This is a genomic window from Citrobacter sp. Cm046, from assembly GCF_030333065.1.
Classification (GTDB): Bacteria; Pseudomonadota; Gammaproteobacteria; order Enterobacterales; family Enterobacteriaceae; genus Citrobacter; species Citrobacter murliniae.
On record NZ_JAOWGP010000043.1, the window covers coordinates 134,276 to 159,815 of the forward strand.

At 45.7% G+C, this 25,540-nt stretch carries 28 protein-coding genes and 1 tRNA gene; 3 read left to right on the forward strand and 26 right to left on the reverse strand.

Annotated features, from left to right (window positions below):
- Nucleotides 1–68 precede the first annotated feature (68 nt).
- Nucleotides 69–145, forward strand: a tRNA-Pro gene (locus tag OGX98_RS16425).
- A 271-nt stretch (nt 146–416) separates the two neighbouring features.
- Here the strand turns inward: OGX98_RS16425 and OGX98_RS16430 are convergent.
- The 20 genes from OGX98_RS16430 to OGX98_RS16525 all read right to left on the reverse strand — a co-directional run bounded on the left by OGX98_RS16430 (nt 417) and on the right by OGX98_RS16525 (nt 18,105).
- Nucleotides 417–1,064 (reverse strand): helix-turn-helix domain-containing protein, encoded by a 648-nt coding sequence (locus OGX98_RS16430; protein WP_200010131.1) that lies wholly within the window; start codon nt 1,062–1,064, stop codon nt 417–419.
- A gap of 489 nt (nt 1,065–1,553) precedes the next feature.
- Entirely contained in the window at nt 1,554–2,186 is a 633-nt protein-coding gene (locus OGX98_RS16435) for an HAD family hydrolase (protein ID WP_225761184.1), read from the reverse strand.
- A complete protein-coding gene (locus OGX98_RS16440) occupies nt 2,183–2,815 on the reverse strand; it encodes a PI-PLC domain-containing protein (protein ID WP_286595587.1) in 633 nt (210 codons plus the stop codon). The genes OGX98_RS16435 and OGX98_RS16440 overlap by 4 nt, the downstream gene beginning before the upstream one ends.
- Nucleotides 2,816–2,834: 19 nt before the next feature.
- The gene (locus OGX98_RS16445; protein WP_200010136.1) at nt 2,835–3,548 is read right to left on the reverse strand and encodes an ABC transporter ATP-binding protein; all 714 of its coding nucleotides are present in this window, start codon (nt 3,546–3,548) and stop codon (nt 2,835–2,837) included.
- A complete protein-coding gene (locus OGX98_RS16450) occupies nt 3,545–4,372 on the reverse strand; it encodes an ABC transporter permease (protein WP_286595588.1) in 828 nt (275 codons plus the stop codon). Before OGX98_RS16450 ends, OGX98_RS16445 begins: the two co-directional genes overlap by 4 nt.
- Nucleotides 4,373–5,389 (reverse strand): WavE lipopolysaccharide synthesis family protein, encoded by a 1,017-nt coding sequence (locus OGX98_RS16455; RefSeq protein ID WP_286595590.1) that lies wholly within the window; start codon nt 5,387–5,389, stop codon nt 4,373–4,375.
- Nucleotides 5,389–5,871, reverse strand: a complete 483-nt coding sequence (locus OGX98_RS16460; RefSeq protein WP_045445312.1) for a hypothetical protein — start codon at nt 5,869–5,871, stop codon at nt 5,389–5,391. Before OGX98_RS16460 ends, OGX98_RS16455 begins: the two co-directional genes overlap by 1 nt.
- Complete coding sequence (locus OGX98_RS16465; RefSeq protein WP_286595591.1) at nt 5,868–7,577, reverse strand: hypothetical protein; 1,710 nt, start codon at nt 7,575–7,577, stop codon at nt 5,868–5,870. Before OGX98_RS16465 ends, OGX98_RS16460 begins: the two co-directional genes overlap by 4 nt.
- Nucleotides 7,574–8,371, reverse strand: coding sequence for a glycosyltransferase family 2 protein (locus tag OGX98_RS16470; RefSeq protein WP_223307005.1), 798 nt, complete (start codon nt 8,369–8,371; stop codon nt 7,574–7,576). The genes OGX98_RS16465 and OGX98_RS16470 overlap by 4 nt, the downstream gene beginning before the upstream one ends.
- Nucleotides 8,349–8,708 carry a cupin domain-containing protein gene (locus tag OGX98_RS16475; protein WP_286595592.1) on the reverse strand — a complete coding sequence of 120 codons (360 nt, stop codon included), beginning with the start codon at nt 8,706–8,708 and terminating at the stop codon, nt 8,349–8,351. Before OGX98_RS16475 ends, OGX98_RS16470 begins: the two co-directional genes overlap by 23 nt.
- Nucleotides 8,708–10,369 (reverse strand): O-antigen ligase family protein, encoded by a 1,662-nt coding sequence (locus OGX98_RS16480; RefSeq protein WP_286595593.1) that lies wholly within the window; start codon nt 10,367–10,369, stop codon nt 8,708–8,710. Before OGX98_RS16480 ends, OGX98_RS16475 begins: the two co-directional genes overlap by 1 nt.
- Before the next feature lie 252 nt (nt 10,370–10,621).
- The gene (locus OGX98_RS16485; protein WP_048221018.1) at nt 10,622–11,461 is read right to left on the reverse strand and encodes an MrpH family fimbial adhesin; all 840 of its coding nucleotides are present in this window, start codon (nt 11,459–11,461) and stop codon (nt 10,622–10,624) included.
- Nucleotides 11,462–11,481: 20 nt separating this feature from the next.
- The gene (locus tag OGX98_RS16490; RefSeq protein WP_200010145.1) at nt 11,482–12,006 is read right to left on the reverse strand and encodes a fimbrial protein; all 525 of its coding nucleotides are present in this window, start codon (nt 12,004–12,006) and stop codon (nt 11,482–11,484) included.
- A 7-nt stretch (nt 12,007–12,013) separates the two neighbouring features.
- Nucleotides 12,014–12,502, reverse strand: a complete 489-nt coding sequence (locus OGX98_RS16495) for a fimbrial protein (RefSeq protein ID WP_286595595.1) — start codon at nt 12,500–12,502, stop codon at nt 12,014–12,016.
- The gene (locus OGX98_RS16500) at nt 12,499–12,930 is read right to left on the reverse strand and encodes a fimbrial protein (protein ID WP_231593074.1); all 432 of its coding nucleotides are present in this window, start codon (nt 12,928–12,930) and stop codon (nt 12,499–12,501) included. The genes OGX98_RS16495 and OGX98_RS16500 overlap by 4 nt, the downstream gene beginning before the upstream one ends.
- Before the next feature lie 155 nt (nt 12,931–13,085).
- Entirely contained in the window at nt 13,086–13,580 is a 495-nt protein-coding gene (locus OGX98_RS16505; RefSeq protein WP_048221015.1) for a fimbrial protein, read from the reverse strand.
- Between the two features lie 18 nt (nt 13,581–13,598).
- Nucleotides 13,599–14,333 (reverse strand): fimbria/pilus periplasmic chaperone, encoded by a 735-nt coding sequence (locus OGX98_RS16510; RefSeq protein ID WP_136345343.1) that lies wholly within the window; start codon nt 14,331–14,333, stop codon nt 13,599–13,601.
- Between the two features lie 60 nt (nt 14,334–14,393).
- Entirely contained in the window at nt 14,394–16,898 is a 2,505-nt protein-coding gene (locus OGX98_RS16515; protein ID WP_286595597.1) for an outer membrane usher protein, read from the reverse strand.
- A 47-nt stretch (nt 16,899–16,945) separates the two neighbouring features.
- Nucleotides 16,946–17,497 carry a fimbrial protein gene (locus OGX98_RS16520; RefSeq protein WP_286595598.1) on the reverse strand — a complete coding sequence of 184 codons (552 nt, stop codon included), beginning with the start codon at nt 17,495–17,497 and terminating at the stop codon, nt 16,946–16,948.
- 77 nt (nt 17,498–17,574) lie between these two features.
- Complete coding sequence (locus OGX98_RS16525; RefSeq protein ID WP_048221012.1) at nt 17,575–18,105, reverse strand: fimbrial protein; 531 nt, start codon at nt 18,103–18,105, stop codon at nt 17,575–17,577.
- A gap of 527 nt (nt 18,106–18,632) precedes the next feature.
- Here OGX98_RS16525 and OGX98_RS16530 point away from each other — a divergent pair.
- Complete coding sequence (locus OGX98_RS16530) at nt 18,633–19,529, forward strand: helix-turn-helix domain-containing protein (RefSeq protein ID WP_071828996.1); 897 nt, start codon at nt 18,633–18,635, stop codon at nt 19,527–19,529.
- 266 nt (nt 19,530–19,795) lie between these two features.
- Nucleotides 19,796–20,443: a nitrate/nitrite response regulator protein NarP gene (gene narP / locus OGX98_RS16535; RefSeq protein ID WP_045445346.1), complete on the forward strand. Its 648-nt coding sequence runs from the start codon at nt 19,796–19,798 to the stop codon at nt 20,441–20,443.
- A gap of 88 nt (nt 20,444–20,531) precedes the next feature.
- Here the strand turns inward: narP and OGX98_RS16540 are convergent, their stop codons facing one another.
- From OGX98_RS16540 to OGX98_RS16565, 6 genes are read right to left on the reverse strand one after another with little or no spacing between them, the layout of a single operon-like run.
- The gene (locus OGX98_RS16540; protein WP_045445349.1) at nt 20,532–21,581 is read right to left on the reverse strand and encodes a cytochrome c-type biogenesis protein CcmH; all 1,050 of its coding nucleotides are present in this window, start codon (nt 21,579–21,581) and stop codon (nt 20,532–20,534) included.
- A complete protein-coding gene (gene dsbE, locus OGX98_RS16545; protein ID WP_045445352.1) occupies nt 21,578–22,135 on the reverse strand; it encodes a thiol:disulfide interchange protein DsbE in 558 nt (185 codons plus the stop codon). The genes OGX98_RS16540 and dsbE overlap by 4 nt, the downstream gene beginning before the upstream one ends.
- Nucleotides 22,132–24,087 (reverse strand): heme lyase CcmF/NrfE family subunit, encoded by a 1,956-nt coding sequence (locus OGX98_RS16550; RefSeq protein WP_048221011.1) that lies wholly within the window; start codon nt 24,085–24,087, stop codon nt 22,132–22,134. The genes dsbE and OGX98_RS16550 overlap by 4 nt, the downstream gene beginning before the upstream one ends.
- Nucleotides 24,084–24,563 (reverse strand): cytochrome c maturation protein CcmE, encoded by a 480-nt coding sequence (gene ccmE, locus OGX98_RS16555; RefSeq protein ID WP_045445358.1) that lies wholly within the window; start codon nt 24,561–24,563, stop codon nt 24,084–24,086. The genes OGX98_RS16550 and ccmE overlap by 4 nt, the downstream gene beginning before the upstream one ends.
- Nucleotides 24,560–24,772: a heme exporter protein CcmD gene (ccmD, locus tag OGX98_RS16560; protein WP_045445361.1), complete on the reverse strand. Its 213-nt coding sequence runs from the start codon at nt 24,770–24,772 to the stop codon at nt 24,560–24,562. Before ccmD ends, ccmE begins: the two co-directional genes overlap by 4 nt.
- Nucleotides 24,769–25,506 carry a heme ABC transporter permease gene (locus tag OGX98_RS16565; protein WP_045445364.1) on the reverse strand — a complete coding sequence of 246 codons (738 nt, stop codon included), beginning with the start codon at nt 25,504–25,506 and terminating at the stop codon, nt 24,769–24,771. The genes ccmD and OGX98_RS16565 overlap by 4 nt, the downstream gene beginning before the upstream one ends.
- Nucleotides 25,507–25,540 lie beyond the last annotated feature (34 nt).

Below are 25,540 nucleotides of genomic sequence, written 5' to 3' on the forward strand. Positions count from 1 at the left end.
ATAAATCAGTTAGCAAGGTCTCCCCTTGCATTCGTGGTGGAAAGCAGTAGTATTAGCAGCCATAGCGTCGGCACGTAGCGCAGCCTGGTAGCGCACCGTCATGGGGTGTCGGGGGTCGGAGGTTCAAATCCTCTCGTGCCGACCAATCAAATTTTATGAACAAGTCATCAAAACTCGTTCATAGCCCCCCTAAAGCAGCGAGTTGCAAAACTCGCTGCTTTTTGTTGCCTATAGCCATATCAAACGCTCATTATTTCCAGTTGATGTAAGAGCATCCCTCAACTGTTGGGGTGTACCTGAGAAAAATTTTGGAAGAGCCTTTCTTAAGAGAGTTCTTTGATGTCTGCATCATCGTCCCCCCTCGTGCATACGAGAAAAATGAAGGGTGATACTGCGTTACATACCTGACAAATAAATTAGTGTCTGCACTCCCTTAATTTCGCTAAACAAGAGTCAACATAAAGCAATCGTCCACGTTTTATCATAACGCGTCCCTCTTTAGCTAGTCTTGCTAAAATACTCATCACCAACGAACGAGATAATGTTGTTCGCGTAATAATATATTTGCTGAGCACGACTCTTTTTTTTATTTCTGAAGGTAATTTTTCATACTCTAAAATTGATAAGCAAACTCGCTGATAGGTGGTCTTATTGAGCGTCTTGCTATCACGATGAATCGCTAAAGCGAGCATGTGGACAAGATTAATGGCTACTGCTTTCCACAACTTTTTCTCCTCCACTTTTTCACGCACAACATCAACATCAACTAAAACTATTTCTGCATCCGTCTCAGCCTTCAGATAGATACTGTCAACATCCGTAACTAACCCCAACAAACCGAAAATGGACTGCGGGGACTGATAAGCTATAAACAGATTGTCCTGCATATGATAGATTGAAAAAAATCCAGATATTAATAATACAACGGAACGTCCCGGCTGAGAAAACCTGATAATCTCTTCTCGTTTAATCTTTTTTGTTACCCCAAACAAAGATAACTCACCGATAAGAGAACTGACTTGAGATGCATACAGCAAATGAAATTCATCAGTGAAATGTGGCATAACCACCTCCAGATAATGGAAATAATAACGCTAGTACATTAGTCATTTAGATAAAGAGTCGATATAACAGTGGCTATAAGTGATATTCTGTAGAGAGCAAAGCCTGATTCCAGCAATCCGTCAGAGTTATTATATTGCTGGTTGGGTCATAAGCCCGAATAGCATTCATAGCGCAATGACGAAAAAAATCGGCTCGATGAAAAAAAAGCCACCCGTCATCCCCTGCAACTAATCCAGACAATGATATCTCTGCAGGAAAGAAACCCGGAAGGCGTTCACTTGTTGTTATCAGTACAGGCACATGGTCTGGAATATCGGCTGCAGCATACAGCGCCTGACATAGCGGTGTCATATTATTTGATGGTAGATAACATATGTTATCTATATTCCTATGGTGTACTCCAGTTTGAAACACGCAGTTAATAATCGAAGAAAATATATCTTCACTATTCATAGCGACGGTGTTAATACATAATAAAATAGGCTTCATTATCTTATAGACTCACATTGATTAATAAAGTTACGTACCAGATCTCGAGTAACATCTTTTGGTTCTTTAACGCTTAAAACGTGCGCCCCCGAAGCTTTCGCAGCCATAATACCGTGTGGATTATCCTCGACAATGACACACTCCGCGGGTGTAATCCCTAAAATCTGAAAGGCTTTGTTGTAAATTTCCGGATCAGGCTTTCCGCAGGTAACATCTTCATTTGACAGAAAAAAATTCAGATAGGGTAAAAGCTGGGCTCTCCTCATCATTGTTTCAATACTGTCGCGAATAGAATTAGACGCAACAGCCACCTGATAACCCTGACGCCTAAGCCAGGCTAACGTGAGCTGGTGTTCAAACACTGGCCAGCAATGTTGATGAATCAATTGCATGGTATAACGCTGTTTCATCTCATTAATAAAAGGATGCAATGACTCAGGTAACCCATAACGTTTTGTCAGCAAAGTCAGTTTATCTTTAGTCGGTAAACCATCAAATTCAAGCAGATGATCCTGATGGTTAATCGCCACCCCAAACATCGCTAAAATCTGGTTCAATGCCTGGTAATGCCAATCCCTGGCATCAATTAGCACCCCATCCATGTCAAACACTACGGCGCGAATCTGTGTCATTTTAATAATGCCTCTGCTTGCTCAGGGAAATCGGTACACAACATCATGTTAGAGTGACTGAGCAATTCTTCAGGCAATGATCTCAGACTTTGCCAAAAATATTCATGATCACGTTGATGTAGTTCTGGTGAAACAAAACTCACGCTCTTTCCTGACGCCAGCCATCTTTTAATAAGAACAATTTCGACTTTATTAGAGCTAAAACCATCCACCCATAAAACCGACGCACGCTGGCTCAGTTCTCCTTCAGGTTCATATTCACTAAGACGCGCAGCGGTGATCATATTTGCTGAAAAATAGTCCATAGAGTCCGGCACAGACATATCAAAACAGAAATAACGTGTAATCTGATACCGGGCCAGCAAAACTTTCAATTCATTCGCCAGGCCATCAGACTTCATATTTAAAGCCAGTGTGCCTGAACAGCTATTATTCACATAATCTTTAAATAACGTTTCCAGAGGCAATACCCCTCGTCGGGGCATATCATGGCTAATCACCAGCTCTCCGTCTAAGTCACGAATATCTGTCTCAATTCCCCATCCTGACTTAAGCGCATACACTAACGCTCCGCGGGAGTTTTTTTCTGTGGATGTGAGCCAGGCCCCTCGATGAGCCAAAATTTGCATGTGAATATCCTTAATCTCTTTATAACGTTGAGTAATATTTCAAAGCGTCAGATAAGGAGCCATCATGTAGCAGATATCCCTTCTCAAGGACCAGACCCCGCTGACATACTGCACGTAATTGCTCAGCATCATGACTGACTAACACTAAGGTTCCCCCTTCCTGCTGGAAGCTTTTTACCTTCTCAAGACAACGTTTTTGGAACTGCATATCCCCTACGGCCAGCGCTTCATCAATAACCAGAATATCGCAGTCCAAATGGATACCAACCGAAAATGCTAGACGTAAAAACATCCCTGAAGAATATGTTCTCACTGGTTGGTAAAGTGCATCATTAATGTCTGCGAATTCGACAATCTCTTTGATTTTTTTTTGCGTTTCCGATTTACGCATACCTAAAATTGCCCCTGCCAAGAAAATGTTCTCCTGGCCACTCAGGTCATGATGAAATCCAGCACCAACCTCCAAAAGAGAGGCCAGACGTCCGCGAACAAAAATGCGTCCTGACGAAGGGCGAGTCACTCGCGTCAGGAGTTTTAACAAGGTTGATTTACCTGAACCATTTCGTCCCAGGACACCTAAAGACTCACCCTGCACTAGATTAAAGCTGACGCTGGTTAACGCATTAAAATACTCATGCTCGTTATTGCGCTGGAACGCCAGTGCCGTACGCAGCGAGTTTCCTTGTAGCTGATGTCGGAGATAACATTTACTGACATTTTCAAATCTGATCATTCTCTGTCCACAATTAATGCTTCATAGTGATTAAAACAAAAATAACCCACCAGAATGATTAATCCGCACCCCGAAAAACTGATAATCAAAAAGATAAAGGAAGGACAAGCCCCGCCAAGTAAGACATAACGAAAAAGAGAAATAATACCGCTCAGTGGGTTTAATACTGTCAGAAAGTAAAAACGTTCAGGCAGTAAACCAGGCGTCCAGACAACAGGTGTTGCGTAAAACAAACACTGAGTTAACAGGGGGATAATATGGCGAAAATCGCGAAAACGAGTTCTCAGTATCGCCATCAAACACCCTACTCCCCACCCGGTTAGCACCATCACCCCACTACAAATAAACAATAATGGCAATTGATAGACAGACCAGTCAGTCCCTAAAAAAGGGAGCATACAAATTAACCAGAACATAGTAATGAGAAAATCAATACTGTTAACACCTATGCAAGAAAATGTCAGTGCAACCCGCGGGAAATACACTTTTTTAACCAATTGTATATTATTAATAAGAGATTCGGATACGGCATTAAGCGTGGAGGCAAACAGCATCCATAAAATCAACCCACATAACAGCACCCAGCTATAAGATACTTGATATTCTGGTGGTGAAAACCGTACCATCACCCCAAAAATAGCGTAATACATTGCCATATTCATGGCTGGATTTAAAAAAGCCCATAACCATCCCAACAGAGTCTGGCTATAGCGAACGGATAAATCACGTATTATTAGTTGTACAATCAGGTGCCTCGACTGCCAGACCTCATATATCGTCGCTCTCCTGTTTACATCAGAAATAAAGCCATTAACTATACTCATCTATTCGCTCCGATGAATAAAGACAGATAAGACTACGCGACGTATTGCTTCGCAGCAAAGCAACCTTGCACGTATAATATATCCCCAACGCCATACCCGTGTTATAAGATAACTGACAAACGCTCGAGGAGTAAATGCCTTCACTCCATTATAACGTTTATATAAACGTAACCATCGTGAATAAGAATATACACTGAAGGCACCTCGCCATTTATATTTTCGCTGAAACTTAGGCCAACGCAACCCAAGGTGTTCAGGATTATAAGCGATAAAATTTGCCAGAAAATATTGTTCCGAAAGAGATATTAATTGTTCCGAGCGCTGGGAATTGCCATCAAAAACAGACTTACCCGTAACTTTTTTAATGGCATGAACCCACAGCCATTGCTCAGGTACATAACGCCATGCGCACCACAGGCCCCCAGGAAATATAGTGGGCATGAAGAGATCTTGAGTGGCTAGTGGTGAATTAAAAAATACTTTAATATCTTCCGTGCGTCCTGCAAGAAAAATATCACCCGGATGAAACAGAAAAGGTAGGCTCCCTCTGGCATCACGAGCGATCCAACTGGCAGTAATAACGCGCTGAGAAAATACACTAAACGTATTATCACGAATGAAGCCATCATCCGCAGCAACATGCTGTTCCAGTAACCTCACAATAGATCGATCGGTGAGATAACAGTCAGTACGTAGCTTAATTACCAGTTCCCGGGTTGCAGCATTCAACCCCGCGCGAGTAGAAACTAGCTGGCGATTAACATTTGTCAAATGCTTACCTGCTGACTCCCAGCCGATAATGGGACCAGGATCGTCACTGAGAACCAACGTAATATCCATATGTGATAACAAGTCGGCGAGAAACTCGTTCCCGGCATCAGCCATATCCCAGGATGAAACAATAATTTCAGCTAAAGGAAATGTATCCCGCACTCGTTGCAGCTGCCATAAAAACTGCTCAAGAGTTTGTTCTTTAGTTTGCACAGGCCCCTGAATGACGAGGCTTAGTTGTTTCATTACATTTTCCTGAATAAGCGGGATACAAATTGTACGGCTCTATTTTGAATAAAAAACCCATTGCCATAGGCTATTATTTTCAAAACGCTTAAGAGGAGCAGCCGACGCAATGGTAATGGTGTATCAGAAACAAAATTCAACCAGTTTACCCACGCAGCATACCGATGAGAGATCATTTCGCCTGTGAGAATGAGATCCACTTGCTGTGTATTGCGCGCGACCGCATTGATATAATGGAGACACATTGGCCAAATCTTTTCTGGTGCTTCCTGCATCCCATTCTGATAAATAATGAAAACCAGCGGATATGTAGGCCCGGCTTCCGTCATTTCTCTGGTTTCAACTATCCGGTCATCACACAGTGTAATCCAGACAGTACAAGTATCATTAATGCCAGATAATGATGACAGCGCTTCGCTATTTCCTTCTGCCCATGAATGTACGGTGGTAAGCGGTGCATTCAGTACATTAATTTGTGTCATACAACACCTCTGTGATTGCGTAAGATACGCCAGAGTTGCAGTAACGATATAGGGAAAGCCGTATGTCGACTAAAGAACTTCAACCAGACTGCGGCAATGAATGTTCCTATAAATTTATTGATCCCTGTTTTTTCTTGAGTTTTATCGGGCATAATGAAAGGTGAAGAGAAAAAATTATTAAATAACTGGCGCGTCAGGCTAATATGCTTAAGGAAAAAAAGCTTTTTATCCGCGACACTTGTTGCACTATTCAGTACAAACTGAAATGATTCTCTCGAGACCGGATCATAAGATTCACATAAAACCTCCTTGAACCAATCTTCTACCAGATGTTTGGTATTACCTTGCGTTTGCCACAATAATTTTGCTATCAGACAAAAGCGACGCACTCCAGTTAAGGGACGATGTTGTATCTGACGAACCAGAATATCGCTTCCCGTATAGCGTTGAGCAAAAGCCGCGAGACGCTTTATCCCTTCCTGATGAGTAATATCCAGTGCAGGTTTGCGTGTAAACCCCCACCATTCCATTGGAGATCGTTCTTGTCTGATACAACCATTTTTCACCACTCCAGATAGCACGCCATATCCATGCATTATGCTGCGATAGCGCTGCGATTCTGTCAGTGAATAAGGATTTACACGAGAAGGTATACCAGCTACTGCCGCTTGAATTCCCTGCTCTACGTCTTCAAACTCCCCCCAGAACAGGTTCTCATTCTGTGGCAAGCAATGCCAAACGCTTCGCTTACACAAATAGAGGCTGCCGGTCAGATAATCATGACCAAAATGAGAGCGAACGGGATGTTGCGCTGCCATTTTCATCGGGTTAAATTCTTTAATTTCTGTGCGACGTAAACGCTCAGCTTTTATTAAAGCCTCAGGTACTGACGATATCGTACCAAAGTCGGAATAACGACGCGGTGTAGCCTGCCACTGATCAGCAAACCAGAATGACTGAAAACCGACGAAGGGATAATTATCACCAAAACGCTTGATTGCGTCTTTGAAGTTAACGGGCAACAGAACACGATCGTGAAGAATACATAAATTAGGTAAAGTAGCCGCTTTTACCAGCATATTTTTCTTTTTGGTAATATGTATTGGATATTCGGGTAATGCTTTACCAATAATTTTCACTTCACTAAAATAGCTAAAGTCTTCAGGTACCTGACCACAAAGAATGATCTCTTGTTGCTCCACCCCCAAAGAGAGAATCCGTTCCACACAAGCATTTAACATGTCTGCATCAGTGCCACCAACCGGAATACAGAAACTCCAGGCATCCAGACCACGATCATTTTCGGCTGGTAATAGACTCTTTTTTTGGAAACAACGAATATCCGGGATTGCTGATGTGATCTCAACGAATCTATTTTTATAATAGGACCTGGAGAGTAATTCCCCTACGCCTTCCGATTCAAGTAAATAGAGACAACCACCCACAGGAATAAGATGTGCAGTATCCCATAGTAACTGAGCCGCCAATGGGGAAAAATCCCAGTGTGAACAAACAACATTAGCGGTAGTGATGTCTAAAAAGCGCTCTACTGCTGTCAGTTTATGTACTGGAGCACTCTTAACCCGCGCAAATGTAATGACGGTTGTATTCTCAGGAAGTCGGGAAAAACAGCGTTCAGGATCCTGCAATACCCGGCATACAGGCCAACGTAATCCTCTCCGGTGTACGCAGGCAATAAGTCTCATACCGTTGCCTCACATTTCTCCAGGGCATTTTTCAGGGCCTTACTCTTCATAAATTGCGCAAGATCTTCAGGTGTACCCAGACCATGCATCCCTTTCCCATTGCAGCCAATATTATAAGTACCGATACGAAATAACCCTTCACGATACATATGGGTATACACAGGGGCGACATAAAATTCCCCCTGGCTGCGTTCGTTGCGTGCAACCATCGATCGCGCCAGACGGCAGAAATCACGGCCAGAGCGAAAATTATAGATGCCAACAGTCGCCTCACTGGAAACAACTTCTTTTTCGACGACCTGAGATACCCACCCTTCTTCATCATAATTAACATACGACCAACGAGAATCAGTTGCCGACATTGTCATAATAAAGCCATCGAGGTCGCGGCGTTCGATTTCTGCTAAATAGTCGTCAATATTGATATTTACCCACTGATCGGAATTGGCAATCATCAGAGGGGAACTGTTATCAATTAACGCTGCGGCACTCAAAACAGAGCAAAGTGCGCCATCAGTAATATCAGCGACGCTGATAACCAGAGAGTCTGGAGCCAGACTTTCCAGACGCGCAGCAAAATCATAACGTTCCAGATGTGCTTGCTGACAAATGAAAATAAACCGGTGCGGGCAGCTCGGGCGTAAATTATTAATAACCAGTTCAATCATCGGCACACCGGCAATGGAGATGAAGGGTTTTGGATCGGTAAAACCCACCTGCGCAAACCGGCTACCACGACCAGCCATTGGAATCACAATATTCAGCATCACATTAACTCTCAAAATATTTGTCATTAAGCGCACCGGGATGTTTTATTACCACGGTAATACACGCTTCCAGAGCCTCGAATGCACTGGCGGTTCCAGGTGCCAGAGTGATAATATCGCCTGCCTTCAGTTCCCTGTCAGCCATCCGTGCTCGTCCCTGTAGCAGCAATGTTATTTCTGTAGCAATCCGGTGGACATGCGCCTTTTCAACCACTCCAGCAGGAAAATGTTTTACAGCAACTTCAACATCATTCGTCGAATAAGCAGCAGGCGTAAATGCACCAATAAACCAGCCGCCAACCATTTCATCCAGATGAGTAATTTTCACCGCTGATACTGGTTGTAGCGTTTTGGACTCATTCATTATTGTGGTTTCCCTTGCATTACAGCTGTTGTACATGAAAAGCGAGTATCTTGCGGAAAACTCAAACAACCACGATAATTCCAGTATTGCGCTTGTGGTGAATTATGAAAATACAAGGCAATTTTTCTCATTGAGTCCATCATGTTTGAATCGTTATGCCACTTCAGCCACTCTCCGGCCTGAGACTGAAACTGTATGAGTAACGAGACATCAGAATTAATATTGAAAAGCGCCAGGTCGCTAGCTGCCCGATCAAACAACAAATGGTCTGCCTGTGCATAATCATTACCAGAAACGGCCAATAATGAAGGATCGCTTAACCAAAAATCCTCTGCCTGACGCAGTTGTTTAGCAGACTGCAGTGCGGTCACCATAAATAGGGTGCCTGACAGACAGAGAACATAACTTGCTGCCTGTATTCCCAGGCGTAATGGAAATGAAGGTTGCCAGCGTTTCTCACTGTTTTTGATCGTCACTGGAAGTGCCAGCCACAGCAATATAACCAATAACACGCAATGTACAGCAGATAAATACAAGGGATACTCCGTCATAATATGTAGCAACAGAGGTAATAGTAATGCCCCACGCGAGCAGACATTACGTGCTTTAATTGCCCGAAACGGCGCAATCACAAGAGACAACCAAAGTAAGATCCCTGTTAATGCCAGTATTCCGCCTTCGCACCAGACATAAATTAATTCGTTATGTGGGTAACGAACCGTCACAGTAAAAGGATTGGTTATTCCCTCACTGGCCAAAGCCTTGGGGAATGCAGTTTCAAAAGAAGAAAGTCCGCTCCCCTTAAAAATATGCGAATAAATCAGCGCCATCCCGCCTTTGAGTAAAGTGAAACGTTCAGCATCAGAATGCTGGCGATTCCAGTCTGTTCTCAAGTCGATATCACGAGGACGCTCGTCGTGGTTTGTCCCCGTTAAATTCCCCATAGCGGTATCTAGTGTTTGCGGTAACAGCTTGACACGTTGATTGAGAGTTGCCTCACCCACGAATGACCCCAGCAAAATCACCACCAAAACCGCAAGGATAAAAGGCTTCTTGCGATTAAAAATGCACATCAAAACACCACCTGCTATGGCACTGAGCAGCGCTGAACGGGACTGCGTAATAATGACACCGGCACACAACAGCACAGAACACAGCATGGATGCTTTGCGCAAACCTGGCGTCAGTCCTGAAGACATTAGCCACAGTGCACACAGGAAAGCGGTTGCTAAAAAAGAACCTAACAGATTGATTTGCAGAAACGTGCCTGCAGGACGGCCATTTTGGCCGGCAAAGGAATACTCCGTCCAGGCAGCAGCATTTTCCGGTGCCAGAATTTGCCAACAGGAAATCCCTGTTTGAATAATCCCTGCTGCAATAATAATCATATAAATACACTGCCGTTCGCGTCCCCGCAGGGGAAACTGTAAAAGTAGCCCCATTAGCAGGGCCATTGCCCAGATCCCCCCCAAACGGGTAAGTGATTCTCCCCATGAACTCATTGGTGTCCATGCCAGTGGTACACTCATCAGGATCGCGCCCGCGAGCAGAAGTACCAAAGGCAGACTCCCCTTAATATTCTTACGCCATAGCAGAATTGAAAGAGCAGCTCCCCACAGAGCTACCCAGATCCAGACCAGAATATTGAGCGTGATATCCATTCCGTATCCAGAGAGCGTTTTCCATGGCCATGATAAAATTCCGACAAAAAGAATAAATAGCATCAGTAGGGAAAATTTTACAATCGTGCGAGAGTTCATACTGGCTCACAGTAATAAAAAACAATATTAATAAATAATAAAGATGCGATAGCCCTATATGCTACAGGATATCCGCACCCGCAAACAGAATCTATATAATCATCAGGCCATGATATAAAAAGATAATTATTAACACTTCAGAAACAAATAGAGTTAATATGGTTCCATTATCAACACACTGCTTCCATAATAAACGCCAGTGGCGTTAATATCAGATATTCGGCTAATTACTGGCAGGTCATTATTCCCAGCCTTTAGAGAAATAGGAATATTACGAGTGCTATTAAGCGCCTTATTATCAACAGAAATAAATGCTCTGCCAGATGGAGTTAAATTAATCGACTCAGATTCATAGCCACCAGTATCCGTATTCATCAGGTTAAAAGTCACCTGCATATCGGCAGTACAACTCACTCGAAGATTTGCCGTTTTATCAGCTATGTTGTTATCTTCAGCATCTTCCAACGTAGCTACCCCGTGATCGAATACCAGTTCTGGCGTTACTATCTTACACCACTCTTGTGCAGGCGGTACGCCCACACACCCTGCAGGCGCTTTAATCGCAGACGAGCCCATATTCGGGTCTAAAGACGGAGTAAAGAAATAGCCTATACAATCCTGGCCCGGTTTTAACGGTTCGGATACCGACGGTGAAATAAACGTAGTGATACCTTGTTGACTATTGTATGCTTCCAGCGCTGATTCGCTGTAACTTTTGCTACTCGATGTTCTTACATAACCCGGCATCACTAATGTCTGAGGGTTACCATCATAGATATATTTTGGATGTTTCATTGCCAAAGTTGCATACATATAGCCCGCAGGCGGTATCGCATCAATTGCAGGGTCCGGGTAATTAATTAAATGCTGAGTAATATGGTAAACTATATGCTCAGCGTCCTGTGTATCAGTAGTGATAGAACTTATCACCGGGTATTGGCTTGCCGTCGCTGAAGAGATAATTAACAACAGGCTGGATAGTAAATAGCGCATTTAAACCTCGACGATAATATTTATTGATAACCCAGAACAAAGGTGGCTGTCGCCGAAAATTCACCGACAACAAGGGCTTTATTAGCCATCGCTGTCGGCGTGGCCTGGACAAACGCCTGAAAATTTAAATCGTTATTTCCCGGTATCAGGTTAGCGTAGGGGCTCGCCGTACTCAAAGGCAGTAATGTCCCATCATCGCCTTCAATACCAATCGCAATACCCTTTGCCGTGCTGGCAGGATCTATCGCCAGTAAACCCGGTAACTCTGTTTCTTCTGTTCCCTGAAACGTTACGCTGACCGTCGACAATACAGACGGATCGCAATCTGCCAAATGAATCGTAAACGCACTGCTATCAGTACGCTCGTGCGCGTAGAGATCTTTATCCACCACGGTCCCGAAATTAAGCGGAATATTGTCACTACCGTCAGGCAGCGTACATGGTTCCGAAACCAGCGCCCCCGAAAGATGGACATTGCCATCAGCATAGAGCGGATTGTATTTCAACAGTAAAAGCACACTGAACAGAAGAATATTGAGCTTCATGGCTTACCTATATGTAATCCGTGCGTAGAGTCATGAAAGCTTCGAAGGCGCCCTCCTCCAGCGTAATAGCGGGATCTTTAACCGGAGCGACACTGATAACCGGCGGGGATGTGGGATCGTCGACAGCAATTGGTTGGGCAAAAGTAACTGGCTGCGTGCCGATCATCACCTTGATGCCAAGCCCGTTTTTGTCAGTTGCAACTGCCGACGGATCAAAAATGGTTGGACTCGTCGTCTCGATAACGATCGCCAACTGGTTAGCCACATAATCCTCGTCACAGTCCACCGTATAATCAACAGGCTTGGTATAATTCACGCCGTCAATTTTATTGACCCCTAGATCCTCACCAAAATCAACTTCTACCGGTGCGCCCTTACTGATGGTACAAGGGGGCATCACCAGGGTCCCGCTGAAAAACATATTAGGGCCATCGGCCTGAGCCATTCCCCAGGGTTGGAGAACAAAGAATAATAAGAGTAACAGAGAAGATTTCATGGGTAGTCTACCGTCATTGTTGCTGATGCGCTAAATTGGCCTGTAGGCAGGTGAGAACCAGGTTCCTGAATCAACAATGCTGACAGAACAGGCTGGCTACCTGCAGTAAAAGGCAGACTCTTGTTAAGCGGAAAATCTGCACCATCATGTTTTAGCTTAATCGCCAGTTCTGGAATTGATGTTTCGAGGCTTCCGCCATACTGATCGAAATCAACAATTGTCCCTGATATTTCCATGCTTAAATTGCTCGTGGAGCCAGCATTACTGCAGTCCAAGGTGTAAGTAATATCTTTCGTTACCAGACCAGCAGAGACATCTGTTGTAATAACATTATCACCGAAATCAACATTAATCTGCTGGTTGCCATTAATTTCACAAGGTTCTGATATTAATGCACCAGTAAAGTGTACATTATTATCAGCATTCACCACACCGCCCCTTGCACAAAGCGCTATACCGAACAGCCAAATATTTATTTTCACTTATCGCCTACATTTATTGGTGACACAAATAAAGGATTCTGATCCTCAGTTAAATATCAGAAACTGGTACCTGCTTTTACTTACCAACATGGTGAATCGTGTTATGGATAATATACTACCATCGTTGCTTCGGCAGTGAACGATCCCGTCGGCAACTCACGATTCGGTGCCTTAATTAAGGTGGCCGTCAACTTAGGATAAGGCCCACCCGAATTAATAACCAAATCTGTATTCAATGGAAAATCCACACCATCAGCTTTTATCCTTATAGCGAGAGAGTCCAATGATGTCTGCACGCTACCCTTATCAAATCCTTGCCCGTAACCATTAATATACATATTAACAGGCACCGACGACGGATTTGCATCATAACACTGCAGCGTGTACTCAATGTCTTCTACGGCCAAACCTGCCGCGACATCTGTCACAGCAACATGATCGCTAAAATCCACGTTGATCGGTTTGTTTTCATTCACCACACATGCCGGTTCTACAACTTTAACCGAAACCGTTATCATTGTGGTATATCGATCCGCATACGCCGAGTTCATTATTAAAAAGACAATAAAAATTACAACGAGTCGAATTTTCTCCATAACTCCCTTCTGTGGCATTTATTTCAATAATTTTGCCGGGCATGTATTGCCACTGCAGGTATACTGAATTTGCGGACGTCCACCGTAATCATTAATATAGGTCAATACCGGATGGTTTCCCAACTCACTGGCCGATGCTTCCAGCGTTGCCTGTCCATGTGGATCAATCATTGTTGGTTTAAATTTAACCGTTTTCCCTTTTACACTAGGTTGAGCAATAACCACTGTCAAAAAATAAGGACTGGGGTTATTCAAAATAAATTTGTCCCCCTGACGCTGCAGAGTTGTGCTCTCTACCCAATCACCATCCGCTGCCTGGGTTTTATCCATGGCGATCGCTTTTGGTCGGTAAAAAAGCTTAATTCTGGTTTGCAACGCAATTTGCAATGTATTCGGTGTTTTACTGCGCGGCGGTATTTCACGCAGATTAAAATAGAACAGCGATTCCCGATCCTGGGGTAATTGTGCCAATGCAGGAGAGGCTTGAATTTTTACCTGACTTTTCGCACCAGGTTCCACACGCTGAACAGGAGGTAACACAATTAAAGGAGAAGAAATCTTTTTCCCTTGCCGATCTTCAATCCATGCCTGAGCCAGGTAAGGTTGGTTTTTATTTTCATTGCTAATACTCAGGCTGATGGATTTATCATCACCATTAATAATCGCCCGGGTTCGATCCAGTGAAATAGCCGCATTGACATATGATGACAGCATTGAACAGGCGATACCCGTTAACGTAACGGCAAAATACATTCTACATCTTGATCTCTTCATCTTCTCAACCCAATTTAAATTAACGAAATTTATTTATCTCTAATGGATACACGGTAGAAGCAATGTATCGGTAAGATCCAATTGCCCCAGTTTTTCCGGAATCACTACTTTACAACTGTCGTCCTCACTCCATACTACCTGCAGGCTGGCTCCTGGGTTTAAACCACTCAGATAAACCTGACCATCTCCGCCAACAATACCAACTTCCTGATTCCCGTCATTGTGTACGCTGGCACCAAAGGGTGGAAAACTACCATCGACAAGGCGTATAACAGCCAATGCTTTCATACCCGATATCACGTTAAATTTGCGATACCCAATTGCCCCTTCAGTCAATGTTGCCGATGCAACAGAATACGTCGCTTCCGCATCATCCGGCATATTGTCGATATCGATACTTAAATTATTTTTGATATATTGTGTAACATCTGTAATAACCGCTTTCCCAAAATGGTTCGTTAATACCGTATCGCCATAACCATGGACGGGGACATTTGCAGCATCGACGGTATCGACCAGTACACGGGTAGCACCAAGTGAATTCACTCTGTGCAACGCAGCGCCTTTGGCTGTGGCAGTAATGCCTCCCCGCAACGTTAAGCCAGCCGAACGATACTGATTTTGCTCATAATCCAGGTTTGCAGTGACATCTGATAAATCTCCAGAATGATCATAATAGCCACTCACATTCATCCCTTCGTTACCACTCCCGGTAGCAATCTGGTAATTATCGCCATTTTCCAGACGGTCATAATAGCCAATACGATGCGAGTTACTCGAATCACTAAACGTTGAGTTATAACTTACGGTTGCGGTGTCGCCCCACGGTATTGACGCCGATATATAAGCGCCATCGTCGTTATTGCCTTCAAATTTATTCCGATATGCCGTCAATGAAATATTAATATTCTTCCACTTATCCATATCAAAAAAACGCGACAACGAGAGATTATAGCGATCTTCTTCCGGGCTATTCCAGTAAGTCTGGTGTGAGTAGTTCACATACAGACTCGTTCCTGAATCAACAAACTGCTGGCTAAACGTCACCGTATACATCTCTTTATCTTCCTGAAATGCATCCGTTGTTGATACATAATTAAGAAAATCGCTAAAACTCATGAAATCTTTTTCTGCAAAACGATATCCCGCAAAGGTGATCTCGCTCCCTGTGTCGTCAAATCGTTTCGAATAACTCAGGCGATAGGAACGCCCTATTTTATCTTCGCTTTGATAGTTATTTAGCCTGGCATCTGCACGTGTAACATCAAATGAGAGCGCCCCCAACATCATAAGATCTCGCCCGACGCCAACAGCCAGTGAACGATAGCTATCACTAACTGTGGATCCTCCATAAAGCGACCACCCGTTATTAATCCCCCATGACATTTCACCAGAACTGAAAGTTTCACCTGCTGCCTGGTGACTTTCATTGGTCGGTCGACCTGAAAAAACCTTGAAACGGATACTTCCAGGGCGTGTCAAATAGGGTATTGATGCGGTACTGACTTTATATTGCTGCACCGATCCATCCTGTTCCTGAACGCGCACATCCAGCGTTCCTGATACAGCGCTGTTTAAATCTTGTATTGAAAAAGGGCCGGCAGCGACCTGCGTTTCATAAATAATTCGCCCCTGTTGTGAAATAGTCACCTTGGCGTTCGTTTTTGCCACACCAGAGACTTCTGGCGCATAGCCACGTAAATTGGGTGGCAGCATATTGTCATCAGATATCATACTGGCGCCAACAAAGCGAAAACTGTCAAACAGATCAGAATTCATATAGTCCTCACCTAATGTCAGCTTAGCGCCTAATTTAGGCATAGCACGATAGACATAGCTGCGATCCCATGCCCATTTTTTTCTTCCGCTATTTCCGCTTGAACCGCTAGCGTAATTCGTCTGCCAGTCTGCGCGTGCTCGCCATGCCCCAATATTTAATCCACTCGTTCCGTTACCCGACAACGTACGATCAGTGCTACCTTCACTCTCCTGTGTATTGCTCTGAAAGTTGAGGTTGTAATCTGTTAGCAACCCAGGAATTCCTTCATCCCACATACTGATTGGCACCCAGTCGTTGGAAACATACTCCAGATAGACCTGGGGAATACTGATATTCAACACCGCAGCCCCCATATCAGGGCTGACAATTACGCCTTCCAGCGAAGTAATATCAGCACATTGACCCTGGTGCCACATGCTAATTTTTTGTAAGAACTCTTCTTTTAGCCCGAATTGCTTCACCAGCTCACTACTGAAACAAGCTTCTGTCTCTTTTTTATCATCATCTTTGTTATAAACAGATATAGGCTGTTCATCTATTTCATTCTGATTGATTTTTAACTTAAAGCTGTAATCTCCCGGCATAATATACCCGCTGCTTTCAAAACGACTGAAGTCGATGTTTTTTTTATCATTAACGTCCAGAATATCAGTATTGAAATCAACATAATCAGCCGCGTATACACCGCACTGTAAAAAAACAAAAGACAAGCACATGCCAAAAATTATGCGCCTGGTTAACGGCAACATTATAGAGCTATACATTCCAGTTCCATCGTTGTCAGTTATTCTTGCGAATGATTTATAAAAAACTAAAAGTAACTCACCTTATATTCAACGATAAATGAAGAAGGTATCAATGGCAGGTTATCCGCAGGGCCAAAGACATTTCTCTCTTTAAACGATAAGGCATAGTCAAGACGCATATCTGTATTGCTTACTTTTGTGTAATTACCAACCTTCTCACCCTTATTACTTGCTCGCATACCTTTATTTAATAATTGCAAGACAATGTTTCCCGCGTTGGCATCCGGTTCAGAAAAATTGTCTGCATCAACGCTATCTACCGTAACGCGGAAATACTGCCATGGCGTATCATTTTTTGAGTTAACATCAAATACGCAATGATCGAGATGAATAGAGAATCGCTCTGAAAGAGTTTTCTTATTATATTCCAGCTGTTTTTCAATTAACTCCCCCATATCAATCTGCTGTTCCCCCCCTGCCATAAAAATATTACATGCCCGTGCTTTAATAACCCCATAAAAATGCATTCTGTTATACCGGACGCTGCCCGCAGTAGCGATAGAGCAATATGCTAAAAGAAAAATAAAAATACAGGTATAACGTATTATTCGGATCATGAACTCACTTCAGCAAATTGACCACCATACGCCCGCACAGGCGGGCGTACAGTAACAGGCACTATATCAGGTAGTGATTAATTGTAATCCAGGGTGAAGTCTGCAATCGCAGTGAATTCCCCAGGGACTATAACGGCAGAGGCGCCATCACCCTGCAGGTATGCAGAAAACAACAGTGTATTGTTACCTTCCTGCAAATCTTGAGGAGCTGTCGCAGCACCTAAGGTAATAGGTTTGCCCGCACCGTCAGTTAATACAATACCCGCACCGGAACCTGTACCTGTAATACCCAGGTGAGTCTTGGTGGTATCGTTAGCATCAACAGCGCCACTAAATGTAGTTGATACGTGGCCTGCAGATGCATCACAGTTTTGCAGGTCAATGGTGAAATTCACTGGCGTTGAGTTCCCCGTATTGCTATTGGCAGCCAGAGCCGCATTGGAGATCTCCCCCAAGTAAACATCTTGCTTACCATTGGCAATAGAACACGCGGCATCAATGATGGAACCCGTAAAGGTGACAGAACCATGCCCCTGATCCTGCGCCTGCGCGAATGAAGACAGAGTGCCAGCCAGAATAACCACCGCTGCAATTTTTGTTAATTTCATTTATTCCGTTCCTAAAATAAAATGACTTAATATTGAATATATAAGCGCAACGGCAGGTGTCTTGAGAAACATCGACATATATAGAGAGTATCTACTCATGACATTTTTTATAGCACCAGCGCGTTACCGTAAGATTATCAGCTCAACGAACTTTAGAGCGCAATTCAAATAAACAATCATGAGAATAAATAAACAAAAACAACAAAAACATAACAAATAAAATTTAATTAAATTATTTATTTGTATAAAGCAATCAATAATCATTCATCAGCGTTATCATGGTGCCAGTAAACTCACGGCGAGTATAATACCAGACGTTATTATTTGCACAGCGTTTTCCAGTAATTTTACGCTCAGCAACGCCATCTGCGTTAATTAATTGTAACGAGTTATCTTTATTACTCTTTTTTTGGATTATTACCACCAAATAATATCACTCTGTGATTATGCTATTGATTATCTGAATGTAATATTCTAAAACAGGATCTTATACTTGATTCGCTATAACCAGATGTAAGTGAGGACCTTTGAGCGATGAATTTATAACGCAACTGCTCAGGCTTATCGATGAAGGCCAGGATGAGAATATCAGCATCCCCTCCATTATATCTCGCTCAGGCTACAGCAGTGCTCAACTCCACAGGATATTTAGATCCAGGATGGGGTGTTCTATCAAAAACTATATTATGGGGATCAAGATGTACCGGTGTTCACTCGCCCTAAAATTCTCCGGTCTCTCCGTGAAAAAAATATCAGAGCTTTGCTTTTACTCAAGCCAACAAGCTTTCACTCGATACTTCAAAGAGTGCTTTGGTACAACGCCTGTTGAATTCAGAAGCAACAGTGAAGTTATATTTGGAAAAATTCCGGCCTGGGGTCATAAAGTAAACGGCGCACTCATGGATTTGGACGTGAGTTATATTTACATTCCGCACCTTGAACTCTATGGCGTCTCTGGAAAGTATGAATGTGATTTTTATCACATCGGTAAAGCCCATACCATGCAGAGAGCAGAACTTGAAAAAACATTCTCCAGTTTGCTCCTCACTATTCCCGACAAGGTTTATACATTGTGCAAACCCGTAAATTTGAAATGTGATAAAATTAGTTTCGACTACCACATTGGTGTCACTGCGGAGTTTAGCAAGGAGAAAGAACTACCCGCTTTACCGGTTATCTCCGGGGATTATCTGCGTTTTACATTTACTAAAAAAGTGGGTTCGACATCAGACAGAATACTCTACGTCTACAAGCAATACATGGCCCAACACTGCATCACCCGACGCGACGGCCATGATATTGAGCTTTTTGAATACACACATCCTCCTGATGCTTTAGAATATACTCACACTGTCTATGTCCCTGTTCTGTTCGATGAAAAGTTGATTGATATGCTGTTAACTCGTACGTCGGAACCCTCCTAGCTCGATGAGGGATGTCCAGCAAGGGAGCTGCTTACATAGCCACTGGCCAGTGGTATGTTCATTTTGCCATGCAGTTGGTCTTTATAGCAGCGCCCTGGCAGTAGACCTCATCTCTCTCCCACCCCTGCCCGTTTTAAACTTTGACGGTTTTGCTACTTACCCATGCACAAATTAGGGTAAAATTTATTCTCTCATCAGCTCGATGAATCTGGACGATTTACGTGCTGAAAACAATAATGATACTAATAAATACTCAGGAGAATAGTATGCCTGAAGCAATGCCTTTTCAGGTGCTTATTGTCGATGACCACCCACTGATGCGACGAGGAATTAGTCAGTTGCTACAGTTGGATAGCGCATTTGAAGTCGTCGCCGAAGCGGGTGATGGTGCAAGTGCAATCGATCTGGCAAACCGTCTTGACCTTGATGTGATCCTGCTGGATCTCAATATGAAGGGAATGAGCGGACTTGATACCCTGAATGCGCTGCGCCGGGATGGCATCACTGCGCAAATCATCATTCTTACCGTGTCAGATTCCGCAAGCGATGTATACGCATTGATTGATGCCGGCGCTGATGGCTATTTGTTGAAAGACAGCGACCCAGAAGTTCTGCTTGAAGCCATTCGCAGTGGTGCTAAAGGCGGTAAAGCCTTCAGCGCACGCGTCAGCGAATACCTGCGAGAGCGTGAACTGTTTGGTGCGGAAGAAGATCCGTTCAGTATACTTACCGAACGCGAGCTGGATGTTTTACATGAACTGGCTCAGGGCTTGTCAAACAAGCAGATTGCGTCCGTACTGAATATTTCGGAACAAACGGTGAAGGTGCATATTCGCAACCTGCTGCGCAAGCTCAACGTGCGCTCTCGTGTTGCCGCCACCATCCTGTTTCTGCAAACGCGTGGAATACAGTAATACGCAGAATGCCCGGTAGCGCTATGCTATCGGGCTTATGTGCAGGCTGGATAAGACTCTTAGGGTCGCTATCCGGCATCTTCCGCTCTTATTTCTCCTGCGGCGACAACTGCTCCATCGCCTGTTTAATGCTGCGTTCAATCACCGCCCGGCGAGTGTCGTTGGCGGGTAATAACTTCAGCATCATCTCCCAGGCCGCAACCGCCTCGCCGAAGCGCTGCTGCTCAAAGGCGTTAAAAGCATACATGCTCAGTACACGCACGTTAGCATGATCGCCCCTGACCAACTGACTCAATAACTCCCCTCCCCGACGGTTATCATTTGGATCGGAGGAACGGGTCAACGCTTCCGCATAACCCAGCGCCGCATCGCTATTTTTAGGATCCAGTCGGTAGGCGTTGGCATAGGCTTCTGTCGCCGTGCTGGCATTACCTAATACCATTCCAATGCGTCCGAGCATAATCCAGCCTTCAACGTTTCCAGGATCGGCCTGCAGTCGCGTACGCAGTCCCAGCGCAAGGCGTGTCATATCCTCTTCATTCAGTGGTTCAGCCTTCGGATCCAGTGCCCGTTCCAGCAACGCCGGAGCTTGTGCTGTAGCCTGTTGCCAGATTTTAACCTGCTTGTAATTACCCGTTTGATAATAGCTCACCGCGCCAACCACCAATGCGACTACAACGCCTGGCACATACAGCCACCATCCACCACGTTTTCCATCCGGAGTGATGTCGTCTGGAAATTCTTCCTGTTTCAATCGTATACGACGGCGTGAGCGGGCAAAAATAATCCAGCCCCCCAAGCCGATCGCCACGACGGGCATCACCCATAACAGAACCGTCAGCGGCGTCAGCGGCGGATCGTAAGTGACGAAGTTGCCGTAGCGCGCCACCATATAATCGACGATCTCTTTCTGGCTTTTCCCTTCCTGCATCAGCTCATAGACTTTCTGACGCAGGTCGGTAGCAATCATCGAGTTAGAGTCGGCAATGCTGTTGTTCTGACACTTAGGGCAGCGCAATTGCTCGGTAAGCTGGCGGAACTGTTGCTCCTGCGCTTCGTCTTTGAACTGCATTACGTCGATGGTGGCAAGCGCCGAACCAGAGATCACCAGCATCAATACGCCCAGTAAAAATCTCATTGCGCAGCCTCCTTACTGTACTTATCCCACAACGGTTTGATCTCGCTTGCCCACACTCTGGCATTCAAATCGCCAGCGTGGCGGTAGCGAATAATTCCCTTACCGTCGATCAGGAAAGTTTCCGGCGCGCCATATACGCCCAGATCCAATCCAAGCATGCCATCGCCATCAAACAGGCTAAGCGCATATGGATTACCCAGTTCTTTCAGCCAGACAATCGCTTTCTGACGATCGTCTTTATAGTTCAGACCGACCACCCGCACGCCCTCTGCAGACAGCTGATTCAGATACTGGTGTTCAGCACGGCAGGTCGGACACCATGTCGCCCATACGTTGAGCAACACCGGTTTACCCTGCGTTAGTACATCGGCCTGATAATGCTGCCCCGGATTCTCCAGCGACTCAAGGCGGAACGTCGGTACCGGTTTACCGATCAATGCCGATTCAAGATTGGTGGGATCATCTCCCTGGGCGTTACGCGCCAGTTGCCACAGCAGCGCTGCCGCAATAACGAGAAAAATAATAAAAGGGATTAAGAGTGCGTTGCGCTTCATACAGCCTCCGGCGCGTTTTTTTGCTCAGCTGTGCGTGGACGCACGCGCTGGCGATAGCGTGGATCAAACAGGCAGAACAATCCGCCCAGCGCCATCAGCAACCCTCCGGCCCAAATCCAGCGAATAAACGGTTTGTAATACAGACGCACGGCCCATGCGCCATTGTCCAGCTCTTCGCCTAACGCAGCATACAGGTCACGCGTAAAACCACCGTCAATTGCCGCTTCGGTCATCATGGAACTGGTGCTGTTATAAAAACGTTTCTCCGCATGCAGCGTCGCTTCCGGTTTACCGTCACGTGTTACACCAATAATCGCCACGCCACCACGGTAGTTAGGCCCGGTGATATCTTTAACTTCACGGAATGTAAACTGATAATTATGTATGCTCACGCTATCGCCAGCCTTCATACGCACATCACGCTCAACGCTGTAGTTCTGACTAAAGGCAATCCCCACGATAGTAATCGCCAGCCCCACGTGGCCTGACACCATCCCCCAGTAACTTGGCGTCAACTTCGTTCCGCGTGAAATACGCAAGAATGCTTCAGACATCGCCAGCACAAATATCCAGCATGCCATTGCCAGACCTACTACCGTCATCGCGGCAATGCGGTCTTCAAGCAGCCACGGCAGCAGCAGCGACAGTACAAATGTGGTGACAAACGCGATAATCAGCAATGTTTTTAGTTTACGCGGTCTGTCACGACCCCAGCGAACCAACGGTCCAATCCCCAACAGCAGTGCGAACGGTGCCATCAGCCACGTGAACATGGTATTGAAGAACGGTTCACCAATCGAAATACTGCCTAGCCCCAGCTGTTTATGCACCAGCGGCAACAATGTGCCCAGCAGCACCACCAGCATGGCGGCAATCAACAGAACGTTGTTCCCCAATAGCAGCGATTCACGTGACCAGAGGGCGTTATTCACCCTGGAGCGAACTTTATGACCACGCACGGCAAAGAGCAGCAGAGATCCACCGATCACCATGACCATAAAGGCAAGAATGAACATCCCGCGCGACGGATCGGAGGCGAATGCATGTACCGACACCAGTACGCCTGAACGCACGAGGAAAGTGCCCAACAGGCATAGCGAGAAAGCGCAGATCGAGAGCAGCAGCGTCCAGGCTTTGAAACTGGCGCGTTGTTCGGTAACCGACAGGGAGTGCATCAGCGCTGTGCCTACCAGCCACGGCATAAACGAAGCATTCTCGACCGGATCCCAGAACCACCAGCCGCCCCAGCCAAGCTCGTAGTACGCCCAGGCGGAGCCGAGCACAATCCCCAACGTCAAAAACACCCACGCCGCCAGCGTCCAGGGGCGCGAAAAACGGGCAAACGTGCTGTCCAGACGCCCGCTCATCAACGCGGCAATCGCGAATGCAAAAGCGACTGAGAAACCGACATAGCCCATATACAACAACGGTGGATGGAAAATAAGCCCCGGATCCTGCAACAGCGGGTTCAGGTCGCGCCCTTCGACAGGGAAATCAGGCAAGGTGCGAGAAAACGGGTTAGAGGTAAACAAGATAAACAACAGGAAGCCAACACTGACCATGCCCATCACAGCCAGTACACGAGCGACGATATCCAGCGGCATCCGCTGACTGAACAGCGCCACGGCAAACGTCCAGCCGCTCATCAGCAGCACCCACAGCAACAGTGAGCCTTCATGCGCGCCCCACGTTGCCGCTACCCGATACCAAACCGGGAGCTGAGTATTAGAGTTACTGGCCACATAGGTCACGGTAAAGTCATTGACCACGAATGCGTTTACCAACACCAGAAACGCACCCATCACGCAGATAAACAACACCCAGGCAAATGGCCGTGCAGAGGCCATCATCCGTACATCACCGCGCGCTACGCCCCACAGAGGATAGACCGAGAGCAGCAATGCAACGCCAAGTGCAAGACACAGAAGCCCATTGCCAATTTCAGGCATCATGACGTTTTATCCTTATAAACACTTTCCGGGCGACGGTGATTTTCCTGCATCGCTTTTTCGACTTCCGGTGGGGTGTAATTCTCATCATGTTTGGCGAGGACCTCTTTTGCCTGCACATGATTCCCCTCTTCCAGTTCACCCTGCACAACGACCCCCTGCCCTTCACGGAACAGATCCGGCAGGATACCTTCATACGTCACATCGACTACGCCCTCGGCGTCATAGATGCTGAAATTCACCTTCAGGGATTGCGGGTCGCGTTTAACGCTGCCAGGCATAACCATGCCCCCCACACGCAGACGTTGACCGACTTCAGGCATCTTCTGGGTTTCACGCTTACCGTAGAGTATTTCGCCCGGCGTATAGAACAGGTCGATATTGGAACGCAGCGCGTAGAGCACCAGCGTGATGGTTAATGCCAGACCCGCAAGCACCGCACAGGCAATCCAGAGTCGATTTTTACGTCGAATATTCACGCCGCCTCCCGTTGCGTTTGTGCCGCGCGCATACGGGCTTCTCTTGCCCGTTGCTGTGCTACACCGCGTAATATCGTCCGATGCTGTAACGCAGAGTGCAGCACCAGTACAATCATAGGGACAACGCTCATAGCCACAGCCAACCAGACATACAAGGCGTAACCGCCCATCGCGAAAAAATCACTCCATGATGCAAATGCAGGGGTCATTGGCGGCCTCTTTTTAAGATCAGTTCGCTCACCCACGGGCGGCGTTTTTCCATCAACAAAATCAGATTACGCATGCGCATCAGCGTCAGCGTGATAAACAGCAACAGATAGCCGACGATTGCCAGACGCAACGGCGTGCGCATCGCCGGATCAATACTTTGCTGCATACGGGTCGATCCCTGATGCAACGTATTCCACCACTCTACCGAGTAGTGAATAATCGGTAAGTTAACAACGCCAATCAGCACCAGAATACCGGCAGCACGCCCCGCCACGCGACGGTCATCAAATGCGTGCCACAGTGCGATAGCGCCTACGTAGAGAAACAGCAACACCAGTTCAGAAGTGAGTCGGGCATCCCATACCCACCAGGTTCCCCACATTGGTTTACCCCATGCCGACCCGGTCACCAGTGCGATAAAGGTAAACACTGCGCCAACAGGGGCCATCGCGGCTAAAGCCAGATTGGCCATTTTCATCTGCCAGACCAGGCCGATAAACGCCGCAACCGCCATCGAGGCATAAATCCCCATCGACCAGATTGCCGCCGGGACGTGCAGATAAATAATGCGATAGCTCTGCCCCTGCTGATAATCCGAAGGTGCAAAACCAAATCCCCAGATCCAACCCGTTGCCAGTATCACTACACTGGCAATCGCCAGCCACGGGATAAACCAGCCACAGATCTGATAGAGCCGTGGGGGCATCGCCAGTTGATGAAGTATTTTCCACATAGTTCAGTCACCAGACTCAAGCAAAACAAATGAA